The 19,784-nt window shown below is 61.7% G+C and carries 20 protein-coding genes and 1 pseudogene; 8 read left to right on the top strand and 13 right to left on the bottom strand.

Annotated elements, in window-relative coordinates; genetic code table 11:
- Positions 1-40 precede the first annotated feature (40 nt).
- Complete coding sequence (locus tag NFU04_RS00150) at positions 41-1,498, bottom strand: TolC family outer membrane protein (protein ID WP_251307538.1); 1,458 nt, start codon at positions 1,496-1,498, stop codon at positions 41-43.
- Between the two features lie 324 nt (positions 1,499-1,822).
- Between NFU04_RS00150 and NFU04_RS00145 the strand changes: the two genes are divergently transcribed.
- A complete protein-coding gene (locus NFU04_RS00145; RefSeq protein ID WP_251307537.1) occupies positions 1,823-2,134 on the top strand; it encodes a YqfO family protein in 312 nt (103 codons plus the stop codon).
- A gap of 42 nt (positions 2,135-2,176) precedes the next feature.
- Here NFU04_RS00145 and NFU04_RS00140 read toward each other — a convergent pair whose 3' ends face one another.
- A complete protein-coding gene (locus NFU04_RS00140) occupies positions 2,177-2,734 on the bottom strand; it encodes an NUDIX hydrolase (RefSeq protein WP_251307536.1) in 558 nt (185 codons plus the stop codon).
- Between the two features lie 81 nt (positions 2,735-2,815).
- Between NFU04_RS00140 and NFU04_RS00135 the strand changes: the two genes are divergently transcribed.
- Together NFU04_RS00135 and NFU04_RS00130 are read left to right on the top strand one after the other, a co-directional pair.
- Entirely contained in the window at positions 2,816-3,439 is a 624-nt protein-coding gene (locus NFU04_RS00135) for a CoA pyrophosphatase (RefSeq protein WP_251307535.1), read from the top strand.
- A gap of 88 nt (positions 3,440-3,527) precedes the next feature.
- Positions 3,528-4,184, top strand: coding sequence for a 2OG-Fe(II) oxygenase (locus NFU04_RS00130; RefSeq protein ID WP_251307534.1), 657 nt, complete (start codon positions 3,528-3,530; stop codon positions 4,182-4,184).
- Positions 4,185-4,281: 97 nt separating this feature from the next.
- Here the strand turns inward: NFU04_RS00130 and NFU04_RS00125 are convergent, their stop codons facing one another.
- Positions 4,282-4,728: a universal stress protein gene (locus NFU04_RS00125; protein ID WP_251307533.1), complete on the bottom strand. Its 447-nt coding sequence runs from the start codon at positions 4,726-4,728 to the stop codon at positions 4,282-4,284.
- Between the two features lie 236 nt (positions 4,729-4,964).
- On the opposite strand from NFU04_RS00125, the gene NFU04_RS00120 reads away from it, so the two are divergent.
- On the top strand, positions 4,965-5,444 hold the full coding sequence (locus tag NFU04_RS00120) for a nucleoside deaminase (protein ID WP_251307532.1): 480 nt from the start codon (positions 4,965-4,967) through the stop codon (positions 5,442-5,444).
- Positions 5,445-5,480: 36 nt separating this feature from the next.
- Here the strand turns inward: NFU04_RS00120 and NFU04_RS00115 are convergent, their stop codons facing one another.
- Both NFU04_RS00115 and NFU04_RS00110 read right to left on the bottom strand, forming a co-directional pair.
- Entirely contained in the window at positions 5,481-6,341 is an 861-nt protein-coding gene (locus NFU04_RS00115; RefSeq protein ID WP_251307531.1) for a hypothetical protein, read from the bottom strand.
- A 78-nt stretch (positions 6,342-6,419) separates the two neighbouring features.
- Entirely contained in the window at positions 6,420-6,740 is a 321-nt protein-coding gene (locus NFU04_RS00110; RefSeq protein ID WP_251307530.1) for a hypothetical protein, read from the bottom strand.
- Between the two features lie 174 nt (positions 6,741-6,914).
- Between NFU04_RS00110 and NFU04_RS00105 the strand changes: the two genes are divergently transcribed.
- From NFU04_RS00105 to NFU04_RS00095, 3 genes and pseudogenes are all read left to right on the top strand, one after another.
- Positions 6,915-7,364 carry a YHS domain-containing (seleno)protein gene (locus NFU04_RS00105; protein ID WP_251307529.1) on the top strand — a complete coding sequence of 150 codons (450 nt, stop codon included), beginning with the start codon at positions 6,915-6,917 and terminating at the stop codon, positions 7,362-7,364.
- A 175-nt stretch (positions 7,365-7,539) separates the two neighbouring features.
- A complete protein-coding gene (locus NFU04_RS00100; protein ID WP_251307528.1) occupies positions 7,540-7,875 on the top strand; it encodes a hypothetical protein in 336 nt (111 codons plus the stop codon).
- Between the two features lie 323 nt (positions 7,876-8,198).
- Positions 8,199-8,303: pseudogene (locus NFU04_RS00095) on the top strand (IS3 family transposase); the annotation flags it as partial.
- Positions 8,304-8,363: 60 nt separating this feature from the next.
- Here NFU04_RS00095 and NFU04_RS00090 read toward each other — a convergent pair.
- From NFU04_RS00090 to amaB, 8 genes are all read right to left on the bottom strand, one after another.
- Positions 8,364-9,134 (bottom strand): type 2 periplasmic-binding domain-containing protein, encoded by a 771-nt coding sequence (locus NFU04_RS00090; RefSeq protein WP_459382052.1) that lies wholly within the window; start codon positions 9,132-9,134, stop codon positions 8,364-8,366.
- Between the two features lie 12 nt (positions 9,135-9,146).
- Positions 9,147-9,926, bottom strand: a complete 780-nt coding sequence (locus tag NFU04_RS00085) for an ABC transporter permease (protein WP_251307527.1) — start codon at positions 9,924-9,926, stop codon at positions 9,147-9,149.
- Positions 9,926-10,633: an ABC transporter permease gene (locus NFU04_RS00080; RefSeq protein WP_251307526.1), complete on the bottom strand. Its 708-nt coding sequence runs from the start codon at positions 10,631-10,633 to the stop codon at positions 9,926-9,928. The genes NFU04_RS00085 and NFU04_RS00080 overlap by 1 nt, the downstream gene beginning before the upstream one ends.
- A gap of 12 nt (positions 10,634-10,645) precedes the next feature.
- Complete coding sequence (locus tag NFU04_RS00075) at positions 10,646-11,458, bottom strand: ABC transporter ATP-binding protein (protein WP_251307670.1); 813 nt, start codon at positions 11,456-11,458, stop codon at positions 10,646-10,648.
- Between the two features lie 22 nt (positions 11,459-11,480).
- Positions 11,481-14,270, bottom strand: coding sequence for an aminotransferase class III-fold pyridoxal phosphate-dependent enzyme (locus tag NFU04_RS00070; protein ID WP_251307525.1), 2,790 nt, complete (start codon positions 14,268-14,270; stop codon positions 11,481-11,483).
- Positions 14,271-14,280: 10 nt separating this feature from the next.
- Complete coding sequence (locus tag NFU04_RS00065; RefSeq protein ID WP_251307524.1) at positions 14,281-15,789, bottom strand: Na+/H+ antiporter NhaC family protein; 1,509 nt, start codon at positions 15,787-15,789, stop codon at positions 14,281-14,283.
- A 68-nt stretch (positions 15,790-15,857) separates the two neighbouring features.
- The gene (locus NFU04_RS00060; protein WP_251307523.1) at positions 15,858-16,742 is read right to left on the bottom strand and encodes a peptidoglycan DD-metalloendopeptidase family protein; all 885 of its coding nucleotides are present in this window, start codon (positions 16,740-16,742) and stop codon (positions 15,858-15,860) included.
- 58 nt (positions 16,743-16,800) lie between these two features.
- Positions 16,801-18,294, bottom strand: coding sequence for an L-piperidine-6-carboxylate dehydrogenase (gene amaB / locus NFU04_RS00055; protein ID WP_251307522.1), 1,494 nt, complete (start codon positions 18,292-18,294; stop codon positions 16,801-16,803).
- Between the two features lie 565 nt (positions 18,295-18,859).
- On the opposite strand from amaB, the gene NFU04_RS00050 reads away from it, so the two are divergent.
- Positions 18,860-19,777, top strand: a complete 918-nt coding sequence (locus NFU04_RS00050) for a LysR family transcriptional regulator (RefSeq protein WP_251307521.1) — start codon at positions 18,860-18,862, stop codon at positions 19,775-19,777.
- The last annotated feature ends 7 nt before the right edge of the window (positions 19,778-19,784 follow it).

Here is a 19,784-nt window from a genome sequence, read left to right as displayed (position 1 = left end):
TACATTCATCCATGTATGGATGTAAATGTTAGAGGACTAATCATTCGTTTCGCGGGCGCTCGCCGATCTCCATGCCCCCTTCGTAGGCGGACTCCTCGGGCAGGCTGAGACGAACGCTCTCGTCCTTCAGCCAGCCGTTGAGCTCCTCCAGGGTGGCGAGATCCAGCACCCCGGCCTGCTGGCGCAGGGTCAGGAGGTTAAGCACATAGTCGTAGCGCGCCTCGGCATGGTTGGCGATGGCATCGAAGAGGCTGCGCTCGGCATTAAGGACATCGACGATATTGCGCGTCCCCACTTCATAGCCGGCGCGGGTCGCCTCCAGGGCGCTGCGATTGGAGACGATGGCCTGGGCCCGCGCCTCCACCGTGGCCACGTCGTTGCTGACCTGGGTATAGAGGGAGCGCACCCGCTGCACGGTCTCGCGGCGCTGGGCCTCGAAGTCATACTGGCTCGCCTCCAGCTGGAAACTGCTCTGACGCACGCCGGCCTGGGTTCGTCCCCCGGTATAGAGCGGCAGATTGACGGCGAGCCCCACCTGGGCCTGGGAGTCGTGACCGCTGAGATTGTCCCGGTCGCTGTCGGCGTACTGGTAGTTGGCGAAGGCATTGAGGGTCGGCAGGTGACCGGCACGAGCCACCTCCACGGCGCTGCGGGAGACCTCGACGCCGGCCAGACTGGCCAGCACCAGGGGGCTGTTCTCCATGGCCAGGGTGACCCAGTGGTCACGATCGCCGGGGGTCGGCGGCGCGATGGGCATGGCCTCGCCCAGGGCGTCCACCTCGCCATAACGCTGCCCGGTCAGGCGCTCCAGGGCCTCGAAGCTGACCTGCAGGTTGCTCTCGGCGGTAATGCGCTCGGCACGGGCCTGGTCGAAGCTGGCCTGGGCCTCCTGCACCTCGGTGATGGCGATCAGCCCCACTTCGAACTGCTCGCGGGCCTGCTCCAGCTGGCGACCGATGGCCCGCTCCTGGGCGCGACGCGCCTCGAGGATCTCGTGGGCGCGGAGAATGTCGAAGTAGGCCGTGGACACCTCGATCAGCACCTGCTGCTCGGTGGCCGCCAGGCGATAGAGCTGCTGGTCGATCTCGCGCTCGGCGCGTGCCACCTCGCGGCTGTTGCGGGCATCGAACAGGGCCTGGGTGGCCTCCAGGGTAATCCCCGCGCTATTGAAGCGATCATCCCCGGCGAGCCCCGATGCGCCACCACCCGTGCCCGTCTGGCTCTCGAACTGGTGGGTGTGGGTCAGGTTGCCCTGGGCATTGAGTTGCGGCAGCAGGTCGCCCCGCTCCACGTCACGCCCCGCCTCGACGCTACTCGACTGGGCACGGGCCGAGGCCAGCTCGGCATTGTTGGTCAGGGCATCCCGGGTGATAGTCAGCAGGTCGGCCGCCGAGGCCGAGGCACTGAACAGCGAGGCCAACAGGGCGGGCAGCAGCGCACGGTGCAGGTAGCGGTGACGAGGCTGGGCGGGAAAACGGCGCGTCGGCGATGGCTTCATCGGCTCATCCTTGATGGCTGGACAGGGTATATACATACATTGTCGCATGTTTCTTTAGTGAATCCACTCCCTCGGCGCCAGGATGCGCGTTTTTTCCATCCTGTCCGAGGCTGACTCACAGCATATGACAAGATCGCGCCGCGCTCCGACTCGTGACATAAAAAACCGCCCCTCGGGGCGGTGGTGAACGTCGAGTCATCCAGGGGTCGTCCGCCTCGATCCAGGCGACACCTGGTTATTATCCTCCCGACGCCGCAGCGGGCTGACGCCGTGCCCCCTGCCATGGCACAAAGAGCACTCCCCCACTCGAAGGAGCACGACGCTATGTACAAACTGGCCTTTTTCGTCCCCGTGGAGGACGCCGAGGCGGTCAAGGAGGCGGTCTTCGCCACCGGAGCCGGGCGCATCGGCGACTACGAGGCATGCTGCTTCCAGACCCCGGGCACCGGTCAGTTTCGCCCCCTGGCCGGCGCCAACCCGCATATCGGCCGGGTCGGCGACCTGGAGAAGGTCGAGGAGCTCAAGGTGGAGCTGGTCTGCGAGGACGCCCTGATCCGCCGGGCGGTGGCGGCGCTGAAGGCCGCCCACCCCTACGAGGAGCCCGCCTATGACGCCTGGCGGCTGGAGGATCTGTAAAAGAAGGCCTGGCCGCGGGAATCTCCCCCGCGGCATATCGTGCTAGGCAGAACCGAAGTAGCGCTCGCGATCCTCGGCGGTGATATCACTGATATGCAGGGGAAAGGCCTCGCCGCGGCGGTCGGCGTAGAAGTGATGCAGGGTGCGCTCGATGGTGGGAAAGGCGAGCTCGTCCCAGGGGATCTCCTCCTCCTCGAAGAGCGCCACCTCCAGGCTCTCGGGACCGGCATCGAAGCCGCCCTCCAGGTCGGCCAGGAAGATCATGTAGACCTGGTTGATATGAGGCAGGTTGATCAGGGTGTAGAGGCCCTGGATGGCCACCTCGGCGCAGGCCTCCTCGCGGGTCTCCCGGGCCGCCGCCTGGACGGTGGTCTCGGCGTTCTCCATAAAACCGGCGGGCAGGGTCCAGAAGCCCTTGCGCGGCGCGATGGCGCGCCGGCACAGCAGGACCTTGGTGCCCCGCACCGGCAGGGTGCCGGCGACGATACGCGGGTTCTGGTAATGGATGGTGCCACAGGCGTCGCAGAGGTAGCGGGGACGGTCATCGCCCTCGGGAATGGCGAAGCGAACGATATGGCCACAGTGGCTACAGAAATTCATCGGCTCCTCGCGGGATGCTCGGCTTGCCCTTGACGCCTTTCCGGGGGCTAAGTACAAGAAGAGAAATCGTGTGAGAGCCCCATGTTAGAGAAACTTCGCGAGCGCCTGCAAGCACACCGTCCCGGCCGTGTCACCCTCCCACTCCCCGAGGCCGCGGTGCTCTTGCCCATCGTCGACCGCCCCGAGCCGACCCTGCTGTTCACCCGCCGCGCCGACCACCTCAACACCCATCGCGGCCAGGTGGCCTTCCCCGGCGGCAAGCGCGAGGCCCAGGACGCCGATCTGCTGGCCACCGCCCTGCGCGAGGCCGAGGAGGAGATCGCCCTGGCCCGGGGCCAGGTCGAGCCGCTGGGCCGGCTCAGCGACGTCATCTCCCTGCATGGCCTCAGGGTCACGCCCTTCGTGGGGCTGATTCCCCCCGACCTACCGCTGATCCCCGATCCCGGCGAGCTGGATACCATCTTCGAGGTACCGCTGCGCCTCTTCCTGGAGGATCGCCGCCACCATACCGATGTCATCACCGTGGAGGGGCGTCCCCACTATGTGCCCAGCTACCATGTGCAGGACCAGGTGATCTGGGGCCTGTCGGCGATGATGCTGGTGGAGCTGCTGGCAGAGGGCTTCGAGCGCCCCATCAGCCTCTTTCATCCCCCCGCCGATGGGCGTCTCTGCTACTATCCCCCACGCCGCCTGGAGCACCCATGAGCCTGGTCATTCCCACCCTAGGTTACGCGCCCAACGACGGGCACCTCTGCTGCTCTCTCCCCCGCCTCGCACGCCGCCTGGAGCACCCATGAGCCTGGTCATTCCCTCCCTCTCCCCCGCCACCCTCACCGAGCTGGTGGATGCCCTGGTCGAGCGTGGCTGGTATCTCGGCGAGGGCGTCGTCGACGCCGACCTGTGCCGGACCCTGTACGACGAGCTGGAGGAACGCGTCGCGCATCGCGCCATGCAGGTCGCCGGGGTCGGCCGCGGCGAGGCGCATAGCCTGCGCCGCGATATCCGCGGCGACACCATCCACTGGCTGGATCGTGCCACCCTGGCTCAGCGCCACTACCTGGGCGCCATGGCCGAGCTTCAACAGGAACTCAACCAGGCCCTCTACCTGGGACTCTTCGAGTATGAAGCCCACTTCGCCCACTACGGCCCCGGTACCTTCTACAAGAAGCATCGCGACAGTTTTCGCGGCCGCGCCAACCGGGTGGTCTCCACCGTCTGCTACCTCAACCCCGACTGGGGCCCCGCGGATGGCGGCGAGATGGTGCTCTATGATCCCGAGGACGAGAGCCGCGAGGTGGCCCGGGCCGTGCCCCGGGCGGGCAGCTTCGCCTGCTTCCTCGCCGATCAAGTGCCCCACGAGGTGCTGCCCACTGCCCGGCCCCGGGCCAGCATCGCCGGCTGGTTCCGCCGCAACGCCTCCCTCAACGGCGTTATCGACCCGGCCTACTGAGGAGACAACCACAACGCAGCGAGGCGCCGAATGGCGCCCCGCGAGGGCAATTGCTTGAGTATCCGAGAGCCCTGACGAGAGCCCTGACGTAAGCCCCCTAGTTGACGGTGATCACCGTGCAGTGAGCGGTATGGCCGACCCGGTGGGAGACGCTGCCGATCACCATGCCCTTGAGATCGCTCATGCCGCGACTGCCCATGACGATGGCCTCCACCTCGAGGGCCTGCGCTTCGGCGACGATCGCCTCCGCCGGCCGCCCCTTGGCGATCACCTCCTCCACCTCGAGCCCGTCCAGGGCCACCGACGCCCGCGCCTTGTCGAGGACCCGGCGCGCCTCTTCCTCACGCTCCTCGACCAGCTTCTGAATCACCTCATCGCTGACCGGCATGCCGCTGCCACCTACCAGCAGGCCGATATCATCCGGCGGTTGCTGTACATTGATCAGATAGAGCTTGCCCGGTCGGGACGCCAGTTGCACCGCCACCTTGAGGGCCTTCTCCGCGTGTGTGGAGCCATCCACGGGAACGAGTATCGACTGGTACATGCTGCCCCCCTGCGCATTACGTAAGACGCCGGCGGCGTCATTTTGAGGGAAGCGGCGCCTCTCGATGCCTCTCTCCTCGGCTATAGGCAATAATGCACGAGTTGGCGAGAACCGTGCGCCTTACCCATCTTCAGTTCAGCACAAGAATCACCGGCGCGAGTTGAGCTGGATCAAGCTTTGCTCCAAGGCGGCCCGCGAGTGGCTTACACTCTGGGGGTAGATTCGAGGAGGACGCCATGCCGACAGATCACGATACGCCCTATCTGCAACGCTGCCTGACCCTTGCCGAGGAGGCCCTGGACGCCGGCGACGAACCCTTCGGCTCGGTGCTGGTCTCCGCCGAGGGCGAGGTACTGTTCGAGGATCACAATCGCATCGCCGGGGGCGACGCCACCCGCCACCCGGAGTTCGCCATCGCCCGCTGGGCCGCCGAGCACCTGAGTCCCGAGCAGCGCGCCGCGGCCACCGTCTATACCTCCGGCGAACACTGCCCCATGTGCGCCGCCGCCCATGGCTGGGTCGGCCTGGGGCGCATCGTCTATATCAGCTCGTCCGCCCAGCTCGGCACCTGGCTGGAGGCGATGGGCGTGCCCCTGGGGCCGGTCGCACCACTGCCGATCCGTCAGGTCGTGCCCCACCTCGTGGTGGAGGGCCCGGTGGCGGGCCTCGATGAACGGGTGCATGACCTGCATCGCCGCCGTCACGGCCACGGCTAACGCGCAGCACCTGGAGGGCACGCCCAGCCCCGGCCCTCACTGCCCCCGCGGATCGCCGGGTAGGTAGCGTCCGGTGACTCGCCGATAGGCCGCCGAGGTGCGCTCTCCGGGGATCCCGTCCGCACGCAGGAAGAGACCGGGAAAGGTATTCAGCCAGCGCTGCAGAAGCTCCGCCTTCTGCGCCTCGGAGCCGCGCCCTCGACGCATGGCGTATCGCGAGACCAGTGGCGCCGGCGACTCGGCGCCCACCGCCAGCGCTTCGGGTGCCTCGCCATGATCCGCTCCACCGCCTCCCGGCCGCGACACCGTCGCCTCGTCCAGGTCGATCTCGCCCAGCTCGGCCAGTCGCCGCAGTAGCACCGCCGCGCCGATCTGCCTGGACACCGCACTTTCCGACCAGCGCCCATCGGCCACGTACTTGCCCCGTTCGTAATGCAGCGAGCCGCTCCACAGGTAGGGAGACAACACATGGGGGTGATAGCGGCGGTACCCCCAGCCGTTGTAGCGCTCGAGCTGATAGAGCAGCCCCGCCAGGCTCCAGTCGATGTTCCCACCCAGGCGCTTGAGGGCCAGGGCGTCGGCGGCGCTCTCTTCCCAGGTGAAGGGCGGCGAGCCGCGCCTGGGACGCCCCGCCGGCACCCGCACGGTTCGCGCACTCAGCGGATCGCCGTTATGCAGATGACGGCGGAAGTCGCCGCCGGACTCCAGTTGGTGTACCGCCGCCACGAAGGCCCAGGGCACCCCCTGGCGGGCGCTCACCGCCGCGTAGCGGGAGCGATCCCTGACCAGTCGCCGACAGAGCCGCTCCACCGAGGCCCGCTGCCCGGGACGAATATCGCAACCCTCGAAGAGTCGTTCGTATTCGCGGCGCAGGGCCGCGCTCAGGGAAATCGCCATGCCACCCTCCCCGGCGCCGGGACGAGGCTCGGCGCCCTATCCCCCCAGCATAGGCGGCCCCCAGGCGAGAAGGCACGGCTACTGGCCGGCGCCGAGGGTCAGCCGCAGGGCCTGCAGCCCCTGCAACTCCAGGCGCATCTCCTCGGAGAAGAGCGGATGGCCGATGACGCGGATATCCAGTTGGGCCTCGGCGCCCCGATAGACCAGGGTCGCGGTCACGCCGGAGTCGTTGCGCAGCGGCGCCAGGGGCTCGTACTCGATCGCCTTTACCTCCAGGCGCTCCAGGCCATAGGTATCCAGCTGCTCCGCCACCCCCTGCTTGACCTTGACGCCATAAACGAAATAGAGCCCGCCATAGACGAGGCCCGCCACCACGATCAGGGTAAAGAGTCGGCCCATCGGGATCTCCTTGTCAGGGCTGGCAGCGCCGGAGCATCCGGCGCCATATCGTCAAAGATTGGCGTCGTTCGCCGAGAAAGTCCACGAACGGCCCTGAGCTGACGAGTCATCTGTAAGGCAAGGCGTCGTTTCTCGACGGAATCTCGTCAGCGGTAGATCGTGAGGAGAGGAGCCATGAAGCGTACGGCGTGGTGGGTGCCCATTGTCCTGATGCTCGGCCTGGCCTGGTCCATGGGGGCCGCCGCCGAGGGACGCATCTTCACCCGCGATGGCCTGGCCATCGGCGGCACGGACCCGGTGGCCTACTTCACCCGGGGGCAACCGGTACCGGGGTCGCCCGACTACCAGTTGGAGTGGCGCGATGCCATCTGGCAGTTCGCCTCTGCCGAGCATCGCGACCGCTTCCGGGCAGACCCAGAGGCCTATGCACCGCAGTACGGCGGCTGGTGTGCCTGGGCGGCGGCACGCGGTGAGGCCGCCGCGACCATCCCCGAGGCGTGGAAGATCGTCGACGACAAGCTCTACCTGAACTACAGCCGGTGGATCCAGTGGCGCTGGGAGGCCGATATTCCCGGCCATATCGAAGCGGCCGACGAGCGCTGGCCGGATATCTTCCCGCAGTGAGCCCCGGCAAGAGCGCAGCGCCGCATCACGCAGTGACGCCGGGGCGAAGGCCGGCGCGTAGCTGGCGCGTATTATTCGATTGAGCCTGCCGCCATCTCTCAGGCAAGATGAACCCAGGAACACCACGAGCACGACAAGGATGAAAACGCCACGGCATAACGCTGGAGGAGCCCTGATGCAACCGCTGAGCTACTACTACTACAACGTGCTGGAAGGCCTGGAAAAGCCCTGCGATGTGCCGTCGATCGAGCTGCAAGAAGGCTACGACACCCTCTATCGGCACGGTGGGCGCATCGAGATCGACCTGATCCGCAAGGCCGAGGAAGGCAACGCCAAGGGCGACCCCTACCACTGGTACGAGGCCCTGGACGACGAGCAGCGGGGAAAACTACATAAGGCGCTGGGCGACAACGACCCGGCCAAGATCCTCAAGGTCATGCAGCGCAATGGTTACGCCAGCGTGCTCTACCATCACGCCTGGGAGCACTTCCGCACCGCCACGGCGGAGTAATCGCACCCTCCCGAAGCGCCAAGGGCCCGCGAGACGATGAACTGCACCCCGAAAGTTGGACGCCCTGTCCATCCTTCGGGGTGTTTTATAAAGAAGCGATACCGCGAGAGATTCAAGCCGCGGGTGGCACAGCAGGCGTTGCACGAAGGCGCTAGGTTTTGTACGAAAAGTCGGCGAGCGATGGCCAGACCAGGCAAAAATCGGCGAAAAGACGGACCGGGCTCGCGTACGTGTTTACGGGGTGTAAATGAGTACTTTGATCGGACTCGCGCACGAGCCTATTTTTAACGCCGTATGGGCGAGCACAGGCAGTTTTCGTTCATAGCCTAGACCGCTATATCCATTACTACCACTACGAGCGCATCAAGATAAAACGAAAAGGCCCGAGCCCTGTGCAGTACAGGACTCAGGCCTCGAGCACCGGCTGAGTGAACCGCCCAACTGCTGAGGGGCGGCAGTTCACCTGCCAGAAGTCTAACGATAAGACATCATTGAGTCATCTGACTTGGAAAGTATCTATCATAAATTTCATCATAAGTCCCATCCGCCCTGACATCGGAGAGCGCAGAGTTAAACAGGCTTGCGAGGTCCCGATCTCTTTTCCTGAAAGCGATTCCAAAGCCTTCGCCGAAATACTCCTCCGGACTATTTATCAGCTCACCAACAACCCGATACCCCTCACTCCCATCGAGTAACGCCGACACGCCAGCGGGATGATCGAGAAAAATAAGCTCTACCCTTCCCGTCCGCAGGTCCATAATCATGTCAGATGTTGATGCATAACGATTTATGGTAGCCACGTCACCATAGGTATCAGTGACATAACTATCTTGCAGCGTACCCCGCTGAACTCCGATTGCCACTCCCGCCAGAGACTCACTGCCAATAGTATCTATACTACTAGCCTCGGGAGCAAACCAGGCAGAGTACGGATTGATGTAAGGATCTGAAAAAAGAACCGTTTCTCGACGCGAATCATTTATGGTCATAGATGACATGATCGCATCATATTTTCGAGAAAGAAGCCCTGGAATAATACCACTCCACTCTTGCACCACCCACTCGCACTCACGAGAAATTCTTTCGCACAGCTCGTTCCCTAAATCAATATCGAACCCCGCCAACTCGCCACTCGGAAGAAAATACTCCATAGGGGCAGTGGGCACATCGACGCCAATGCGAATGGTCTCATCAGAAATCGCCGGCATGGATAAAAACACCAAAGCAGCGCCAGACAAGCAGGATAACGTTTTATTCATTTTGTACATCTCCTAGGTTTTATGCGGAATAGCATTGCCAAAAAACATGATTTTTCTACGTTGTTTTCTCACTCCTCTAAGCTGAGGGTTGAAGTGTGACTCCAATCGACGGAGCACATAAAGAAGGGCCAAGGTGATCATCAGGTACAGTAGAGCGGCGAAGATAAATGCCTCGAAAGGAGCATAAAATCTCGAATAAACAAACTGGGCAGCTCCTGTTAAATCCATTAGCGTCACCGTACTAGCGATTGCGCTACCGTGAAGGGTCAAAATCACCTCATTTCCGTAGGCAGGCAGGGCCCGGCGAAAGGCGCTGGGGAAAACGATTCGACGATAGATTAATGGACGACTCATACCGCAGGCTCTAGCCGCCTCAATTTCTCCACGTGGAGTATTGATAATCGCACCATGAAAGATCTCGGTAGTATAGGCCACCGTGTTGAGGGTAAAAGCAAGCAGCGCCGGTAGAAATGGCTCCCTGACCAACTCCCAGAGCCAACTATTCTGCACGTCTTCGATGAACACTACGCCGTAGTAGATCAAATAGAGCTGGACCAGAAGTGGCGTGCCACGAAAGACATAGGTAAATGTCTGCACCGGGCGCCTCAACCAGCCACGACGCGACCCCCTAGCCAGTGAAAGCGGTAATGAAATTACAAACCCCATCAACAGCGACAGCGACACAAGGGAAAGTGTTGTCTTGACCCCCTCCCAGTAAATAGACAGTGTATCTGAAGTAAATATTGCATGGCCATCAAGCCAGGATATGATCGCCCCTAGCAGCATATCCATTATCTCCCCCCCTCAGAAAACCCGGCATTGTATTTTTTATTAAGAAGCTTAAAGAAGCTTTCTGAAACAGAAGTGAGAAGCAAGTAGAACCCGCCAACAAAAAGCATGAAAGTAAACGGATCAAGGGTGGACTTAGATGCTTGATGCGCGACATACACCATGTCTGAGAGACCAATAACAGAAACCAATGCCGTTGTCTTTAGCAACACCATCCAGTTATTTGACAGGCCCGGCAGGGCATGACGCATCATCTGAGGAAACTGGATACGCCGAAAGGTCAATGATTTGCTCATCCCATAAGCCTTTGCCGCTTCCATCTGCCCTTTTTCTACTGCTTGAATAGCCCCTCGAAACGTCTCCCCCATATAGGCACCGAAGATAAGGCCAATCGTCATCACACCAGCAACGAAGGCATTGATATTCAGAAACACATCTATTCCAAATTTTTCGTAGAGCGCATCTGAAGCCATATTTATCGCCATCTGGCCACCGAAAAACAGCAACATCATCAGCACCAGGTCTGGAACCCCACGAACCACCGTGGTGTAAAATGTCGCGATGAAATGTGGAATACGTCGTTTCGAAAGCTTGGCACTGGCGGTAACTAGACCGAGCATGACGGCAATGATCAATGCAAGGAAAGCCAGCTCAACAGTCACTAGTGCCCCTTCGAACAGACGCATGCCATATCCGTAAAGATCCAGCATGGTAAGGCTCCTTTATCGAGTCGATAGAAACTGGCGAAGGCGGTCCGAGCGCGGGTCACATAGCACCCTCCCCGGGGGGCCTGACTCTTCCACCTCCCCCTGATTCAGGTACATGATTTGTGTCGAAACATCCCGAGCAAAGTCCATCTCATGAGTTACTAGAATCATTGTTCTTCCCTCCTCTGCCAGCTGGTGCATTACCGCAAGAACATCTCCCACCAACTCGGGATCAAGCGCGGATGTTGGCTCGTCAAACAGCATTACATCGGGATTCATGGCCAGCGCCCGCGCGATGGCTCCGCGCTGTTGCTGACCTCCGGATAGCTGTGAGGGATAGTGATTGGCGCGATCCTCAAGGCCAACCTTGGATAAAAGTCGACGCGCCTGGTCGATAGCTTCGGCCTTAGGCGTTCTAAGAACGTGAATGGGCGCCTCGATAATGTTTTCCAGAAGTGTCATGTGGGACCACAGATTAAAGTTCTGGAATACCATGGCGACACGCGAGCGCATCCACTGCACCCGTTTCTCGTCCTCGGGTGCCCGGCCATGACGAGTGGTCGTGAAGTGGATCGGCTGGCCATGGACCTCGAGCTCCCCACCATCGGGTTGCTCAAGCAGGTTGAGGCAACGCAAAAACGTGCTCTTGCCGGAACCGGACGAGCCGATCAGGGTGATGACGTCACCGCGGCGGGCCGTGAGGGAAATGCCCTTGAGTACCTGGGTGTCACCGAAGCATTTCTCAATCCCCTTGGCCCGGAGCAGTACCTCGGTGGGTTCTTGGTTGGCCGCAGCCGGCCGTGAATCGCTGGGAAGAGGCGTTGTCATTGTCGTCATAAGTCACACCGCGTCAGTGGCAGTACAAGTCGAAGCTCGCTTCGAGCAGCTTCAGGAAGTCATCGATATCGCCGGCCTGGATGGCGAGCGGAGGCTTGATCTTGAGGACGTTGTCGTCGGGGCCGTCGGTGGAGAGCAGTACGCCGTTGAGACGCAAGAAGTGGCAGATGCGCTTGGCCGTAGCGCGGTCAGGAGCGAGGCTCGAGCCCTGGATAATCTCGACGCCGATGAAGAGCCCTCGGCCGCGTACCTGGCCGACCCGCGAGAAGCGCTCGGCCAGTACCTCGAGGCGTGTCTTGAGCTGATCGCCAAGAACCCGGGCGTGGCACTGCAGGTCCCGAGACTCGATTTCGTCGAGCACGGCCAGGGCAATGGCGCATGACACCGGGTTGCCGGAGAAGGTATTGAAGTACTCCATGCCGGTCTGGAAGGCCTCGGCGACCGCACGGGTGGTGACCACCGCGGCGATGGGATGGCCGTTGCCGATGGGCTTGCCCAGGGTCACGATGTCAGGTCGCACGTCATACTGCTCGAAGGCCCAGAAGCTGCTGCCGGCGCGGCCGAATCCGACCTGGACCTCGTCGGCGATGTAGAGGGTGCCGTGGGCCTGCAGATGACGGGTCACGCCCTCGAGGTAGCTCGCGGGCCAGATCCATTGTCCGCCGACGCCGGCGAAGCTCTCGGCATAGAAGGCCGCCGGCTGCTCGCGAGCCTGGGAAAGGGTATCGAGGGCCTCTGCCAGGTACCGCTCGGCGGCCCCCTCGCCCCGGTGTCGACCGCGATAGGTGTCGGGGAAGGGCAGCTTGATCACGTGCTCCGGGGTACCCTGGCCGCCCGGTCCGTCGTGTTTGTAGGGACTGATATCGATCAGACTGGAGAGATGCCCATGGTAGGCGTGATCCAGCACGGCCAGGTCGTGACGCCCGGTATAGGTGCGTGCGAGGCGCATGGCCAAGTCATTGGCCTCGCTACCAGAGTTGACGAGGAAGACCACCTCCAGGTGCTCGGGGAGGGTGGCCAGCAGACGCTCGGAGTAGGCGACAATGGTGTCGTGTAGATAGCGGGTATTGGTATTCAACTCGGCCATCTGTCGAGCGCCGGCTTCCACTACGCGGGGATTGGCGTGACCGACATGACAGACGTTGTTAACCAGGTCCAGGTAGCGCCGTCCGTCCTCCGAGATCAGGTAAGCCATTTCGCCGCGCACGATCTTCAGGGGATGGTGATAGGCGTGGCTCAAGGTAGGCGAGAGCAGACGACGGCGTGCCTCCAGCAAGGTAGCGACGCCATGGTGACCACCATAGAGACGGCCGCGGCCCAGGGCCAGGTTTGGATCGAGGTAGGCCTCGGCCACCGGTGACCAGTCGTCCGCCGACAGGCTGGTCCGCTGACGCAGGCCGCCGGTGTCATCCTCGCCCCACAAGCAGGTCAGGGTGACGGCCTGCCCCGCCGCGAGGGGCAGCGCAAAGCCTTCCATGCTCAATTCGGCCGTCGGCAGCGGCACCTCGGGGTCGGCGCTGCGCAGGGTCAGGCTGAGTCGGCCCAGGCGAGGGTCGCGCAGACCGATCGAGAGTCGGTCCTCGCGCTGCTCGACCCGCGTCACCCGGATAGTGTTGTGCAGCACCAGGTCGCGCTCGGCCTGGAAGGTCTCAGCCGTAGCGACCCGCCCCGCATCCCCTGCCAGCGTCACACCGAAGGCATGAGACGATGCCAGAGCCGCCGTATCGCCGGCGACCGCAAGGATGCCACCTTTTGCCAGCAGAGTGCGCCGCTCGGGGAGCGGTGCCAGGCCATGTTCGGGGTGGCAGGCGGCGATCAGCTCCTCGGCGATCAGCTCCGGCCCAAGGGTGGTGAAGAGGCGCCACTGGCGCAGCAGCTGGGCCTGGGAGATGGCGATATAGGGATCGTCGGCTCCGGCGGCCTGCGCCTTGAGGTAGTTCAGTCGGCTGAGCAGGATGCGCAGCAGAATCAGCCGGGGCAGGCACTCCAGCTCCACCACGGAGAGCGGCCGCACGCCGTGATAGCCCAGCGTCAGCTGCTTGAGGACCTCCAGTCGGTCGGCGCCGCGATCGGTCAGGTAGACGGCGGCCACCGCCAGCTCGGCGACGGCGAAACCGTGGCAGGCGTCGCCGAAATCGATCAGTCCGCAGGGATCCTCCGAGGCGGGGCCGCGCAGGAAGACGTTGTAATCGTTGGCGTCGTTGTGAATCAGTTGGGTCGGCAGCCGGTGCTCCCGAGCCCGCACGAAGTCGATGCACAGCGGTAACTGTTCATGCATCTCGCGCTCGAGCCGGGATCGCTCGGGGCGCTCGAGCAGCGTTCGATAGGTGCTCAGATCCCAGTCGGGGGCGTTGCCCGGCGGCCAGGCGATATCCAGCGCTGCCAAGGCCTGGTCTAGACGCCCGAGCCGCTCGCCCAGCGCATAGAGCTGAGCCTCGCTGGGGGGCAGTGCTGCGGCCCACAGGGTGCCATCCAGGTAGCTCAGCAGGCGCAGCTGCCAGCGCTCGCCGTCCAGTGTGATCGTTACCACGGCCTGGCCATCGCAGCTGCGACGGTGACGCGGCAGCTCAAGCCCTTCCAGGGGCGCGTCCTCCAGGGCCACCATCAGGGCCGCCTCGGCCTGGGTCGCCGACGCCTGGCTCAGTTTGGCCAGATAGCGCGTGCCGTCAGAAAGGGTCAGACGGAAGTTGCGGTCGGCGTAGCCATCGAGGCGCTCTAGGGTGCCTTCAAGGTCGTAATATGCGGCGATTGCCTGGGCGATATGCTGCTCAGTGGTGACGGGCAGTATTGTCGTCTCTGACATGAAGGGATCCTTAAGCATGGCGGGTGTTGTCATTCGGGCGGCTTCTGCTTGACTGCGGTCCGGCGTTGTCACTGCGCAGCAGGTTGAGCCCCAGTACGGCGAAAGAGATCGCCAGCAGAAGGTTGATCAAGGAGAAAAAAGTAAAGGGTGCATAGATCAGGGTCGGTACCCCGAGAGTGGCGGTCAGGAAGGCACCACAGCTGGTCCAGGGAATCAGCGGAGAAACCACCGTAGAAGCATCTTCCAGCGCCCGAGACAGGTTCTCTGGAGCGAGGCCCATCTCCTCGTACTTTTCCTTGAACATGCGCCCGGGAAGGATATTGCCCATGTACTGGCTGCCGGTGAGCAACAGCGTCGTTAGGCAGGCCAGATGGGTGGATAGCACGACAGCCCCCGGAGTTTTGGCCCGCCGGGTCAGAGTTTCTACAATTCGCTTCAGGAAGCCGGCACTGGCCATGACGCCGCCGAAGGACATCGCTGCCACCACCAACCACAGCATGTAGAGCATGCCGAACATGCCCCCCTTGCTCAGGATGCGATCGAAATGAGCATCGCCGGTGCTGGAGACATAGCCCGTGGAAATGGCGCGCACGACGCCCTCTACTACCGGGAACAAGGAATTGTCGGAAGTGGCGGCGAGGCGCAGGGCATTGTCCGGTTGCCACAGTGCGGCGGCTAGAGCCCCCAGCAGTAGACCGATAAACAGCGTTGGGATGGCGTCGACCCTCCGATAGGCCAGCACCAAGACCACCAGCAGCGGGGCCACCAGCAGCGGACTGATCATAAAGTGCTCCCCGAGCAGGGTGCGTAGATCCGCGATGCGTTCCAGATTGCCGCTGGCATCGGTGGTTACCAGGCCAATGATCCAATAAATCGCCAGACTAAGCGCCAGGCTCAGGAACACCGTGGGAGACATGGCCTTGATGTGGCGGAATAGTTCTCCACCGGAAACCGCTGCCGATAGATTGGTAGTGTCCGACAGGGGGGAGAGCTTGTCGCCGAAGTAGGCGCCCGAGATGATGGCACCGGCAGTAATAGCCGTTGAGAAGCCCACCGATTCGGCGATGGTGATCAGTGCCAGGCCGATGGTGCCGGCGGTGGTCAGGCTACTTCCGATACTGATGGCGACAATGGCACAGATTAAACAGGCACTGAAGTAGAAGGCATCACTGCTAACCAGAAAGGAACCGTAGTAGATCATGCTCGGCACGATGCCGGACAAAATCCATACGCCGATCAGACCGCCGACTAGCAGAATGATAATAATGGCATTCAAAGACGAGCTGATGCCTTCGAATATACCAGCTTTTAGTACCGAGAATTTCTCGCCGCGGATCAGGGCCAGTGTCGCCGCCAGTGCGGCAGAAAAAATCAGGGCGAGCTGCACGGGACCACCAAGGGATTCGCCTTGGAACATATAGATCATCAGGGTGATCGAAGCCATCGCGACCACCAAAGGTATCAGAGCCATGGCCAGGGGTGGCGAAGCATGAACTCTTGAGGAAGAGAGTGGGGTCATGAAAGGCTCCTTTGTCTTTGTCGTTTTTCTCACAAGCGTTTCTGGGTAGAAGAGGCCTACGATGCTGGCTATATCTCAAGCGCCACGATTTGTTTTGGATCTGGGCAGAGGCTGCGCCAGAGGGCGAGCTCGGATGGAAACGCCGCGCCAGGGTAATCGCCCTCGAAGTCGAGCATGTCGAGGATCACCTGGAAGTGCAGGTGGGGCACCCAGCCGCCATTCTCCGCCGGAGCACCAAGCCGACAGAAGGCCTGGCCCTGGCTCACCCGGTCGCCAGGCGCCAGAGCGGTCAGACTCTCGCGTGACAGGTGGCCGTACAGAGTGAAGAAAGGGAGGCCATCCTCCATGGCATGCTCAAGGATGATGGTGGCGCCGTAGTCGAGACGCTTGGCGTTATACGCCAGACTGTGGACCTTGCCCGCGTAGGGAGCATGCACCGGCGCCTCAGCATGCTCGAAGACATCGATCCCAAGATGGACGCTGCGTGCCTCATCACCGCGAAAGAATTGGGGCTCGCGATAGAATTCCCGATCTTCCAGATAGCCCCCGAGTGCGATTCGAGACTCCCCCATCGCATCGAACAACAGGTGTGCATTGTGCTCAGGGTCGCTGCTGCCACCGAGAACGAAGCGCCGCTCGTTGGCAAATTCGATGAGCTCGTGCGTCTTGTGGGAAAGGGAAGACAGCAGGGATACAGAACTCGGGTTGTGTTCTGCCCAACGCCGAAAGATCGTTTCCTTGGGGCAGGGAGTAAGCCCAAGTTGATGGCGTAATCCGTACAGAACGAAGTTGGAATGCTGGGTAGCGTAACGCGATTCCAGTGCGATTTTCAGCTGTTCGGGCAGACGATCGACGATGGCTGGGTCCTGTAGGGCCACAGACAGGCTGTCGGCGTCAGGCATCGATGCTTGCCAGCGCTGGCACAGGTTGTAGAGGGAATCCTGGGGTGGCATACGCTTCACTCGTCCGCCAAGACGGGCCCCCGTGGGGGCACCCGTCGTTTATCGGCAATCAATCAAAAGTAATACCCTGGGCCAGGGGCAATTCGCGGGAGTAGTTCACCGTGTTGGTCTGGCGACGCATATAGCTCTTCCAGACGTCGGAGCCGGACTCGCGGCCGCCGCCGGTCTCCTTCTCGCCGCCGAAGGCGCCGCCGATCTCGGCGCCGCTCGGGCCGATATTGACGTTGGCGATGCCGCAGTCGCTGCCGAGGTCGGAGACGAAGCCCTCGGCCTCGCGTACGTCGCCGGTGAAGATGCACGACGACAGGCCCTGGGGCACGTCGTTGTTCATCGCCACGGCCTCCTCCATCTCCCGGTAGCTCATCACGTAGAGGATCGGCGCGAAGGTCTCGTGGCGGACCAGCTCGTTCTGAGCCGCCATCTCGACGATGGCCGGTGCCACGTAGTAGCCATCGGGATGAGTGTCGGCTAGCTGGCGCTCGCCGCCGAACACCGCGGCGCCCTGTTCGCGGGCCTTGCCGAGCACCGACTGCATCTGGTCGAAGGCCTGGGCATCGATCAGCGGGCCGACCAGATTCCCCTGCATGGGATCGCCGATGGAGATGCCGGCGTAGGCCTTCTTCAGGCGGGCGACCACCTCGTCGCGGATCGACTCATGCACGATCAGCCGGCGCAGGGTGGTGCAACGCTGGCCGGCGGTGCCCACGGCGGAGAACAGGATGGCCCGCACGGCCATGTCCAGGTCGGCGCTGGGGGCCAGGATCATGGCATTGTTGCCGCCGAGCTCCAGGATGCTGCGGCCGAAGCGCGCAGCCACGCGCGGGGCGACCTCGCGGCCCATGCGGGTGCTGCCGGTGGCGCTGATCAGCGGCACGCGGGGGTCGTCGGCCAGGCGCTCGCCAGCCTCGCGATCGCCGACCACCACCTGGCTGAGGTGCTCAGGCGCCTCGTCGCCGAATTCGGCCATGGCGCGCTCGAGCAGCGCCTGGCAGGCCAGGGCGGACAGCGGGGTCTTCTCCGACGGCTTCCAGATCAGGCTGTTGCCGCAGACCAGAGCCAGGGCGGCATTCCAGGCCCAGGGTGCGACCGGAAAGTTGAAGGCGGTGATCAGGCCGATCGGGCCCAGGGGATGCCAGCTCTCCCGCATATGGTGGCCAGGACGCTCGGAGGCGATGGTCAGACCGAAGAGCTGCCGCGACTGGCCCACGGCCAGGTCACAGATATCGATCATCTCCTGCACCTCGCCGAGGCCCTCCTGGTAGATCTTGCCGCACTCCAGGGTGACCAGGGCGCCGAGGTCCTCCTTGTGGCGACGCAGTTGCTCGCCGAACAGGCGGACCAGCTCGCCGCGGCGCGGTGCCGGCACCTGGCGCCACTGGGTGAAGGCCGCCTCGGCACGGGCAATGCTGGCATCCATGGCGTCGGCGCCCTGCAGGGTCACGCGGCCGATCTCGGCGCCGTCGGTGGGGCTGGTTACCGGGTAGTCACCCTGGCGGTACTGTTCGGCACGCACTCCGAGGCGTTGCATGATGGCGTCGATCATTCCTTCTCCTACTGGCTGAGATATCAAGTGGAAACACCCGCAGTATCGCCAGGGTCGGAACCTGCCAGCAAACGACGAATAGTCCGAAGATCATTCCTGGTTTTCTCGAACCCCTCGGCCAAATGACAACCCAGGCAGGCGTCCTCCAGAGTGATAAGCCAACCTTTTTCCCCGAAGGAGCCAAGTACTTCGCTCGAGACCGGGGCACATCGCCAGACGCCCCACCCCGCCTCCCTGAGCCCCCCCGCGGTAGAATGCCGCTTTATTTCAATATGAAAATTATTTTTTCTATGACAAAGAGCAACCACCAGAATATAGAGACGTCTCAACAAGTCGCGCCCTGTCATAAAGAACCGTCAAGTCACTCAGAGTTTTCTACCAAGACCCTGTCAAGCTTCACAAGAAATGCACTTATGAGAAACACAGGCAATGCGATAAAAGCATCGCCTTGAAACAAGGACTGGAAAGCATCGAAAAAATGCATTATGGTATAAAAAATAAAATCTACAAAAGTCTCTCATAACAATCAACATCAAAAAACCAATCACCACGCACTGAGACAATCATGAGCCGCACACACTTACCCACCTTAACCTCCATGCAGTGTTTCGAGGCTTCGGCACGACACCTTAGCTTTACTCGCGCTGCCGAAGAACTAAGCTTGACACAGAGTGCAGTTAGCAAACAGGTCGCTCAACTAGAATCCATGCTTCAAAACCCTTTATTCCGTCGAGTTCGCAAGCGACTTCAAGTCACACCAGAGGGATCACTTTACCTCACTGAAGTAAGAAAAATTCTTTCCCAGGTAGAAATGTCTACCCGCTACATGCAGTCCTATGGCGGTGAGAACGAGGTACTCAACATCACGACCATGCCAACCTTTGGTGCCCGATGGCTAATTCCTAGGCTCAATGGCTTTCGTTTTCGCCACCCCACAACATATTTAAACATTAGCAACCGTGTGGAGCCATTCGACCTAGAAGAGGATCGTATCGATGTAGCCTTCTTTTTTGGCCATGGTGCTTGGCCAAAAGCAGAGTGCCTCAGACTATTCGATGAAGAGGTAGTACCAGCATGCTCTCCTGACATCATCCCTCAAGAAGGACTTAATGACCCTTTAGCCTTGACTCGGATGGTTCTGATGCAGAATGCCACTCGCCCTGAAGCTTGGCATGACTGGTTCCAGGCCCAAGGTTGCTATACCGAGCACAGCTACCATGGGCCGAAATTCGACACTTTTTACATGGCATTAAGGGCAGCACGTGCAGGCTGTGGCGTAGCACTCGTCCCACGCTTCCTGGCCGAAGAAGAGCTAACAAAAAACCAATTAGCAATACCATGGTCATTCTCTCTAAAAAGCAGAGGCTCTTATTATCTTGCATACCCAGAGCACAAGGGAGAGGTTGCTAAGATCCGAGGGTTTATCGACTGGATAACTGAAAAAAACCATCAATCCGAAACCCACACTCGAACGACGGAATGAAAATATA

It is taken from the genome of Halomonas sp. NCCP-2165, assembly GCF_023708045.1.
In the GTDB taxonomy this organism is placed as follows: Bacteria; Pseudomonadota; Gammaproteobacteria; order Pseudomonadales; family Halomonadaceae; genus Bisbaumannia; species Bisbaumannia pacifica.
Note: the sequence above shows the minus strand (reverse complement) of the source record. Positions and strands in the feature narration are given on the sequence as shown.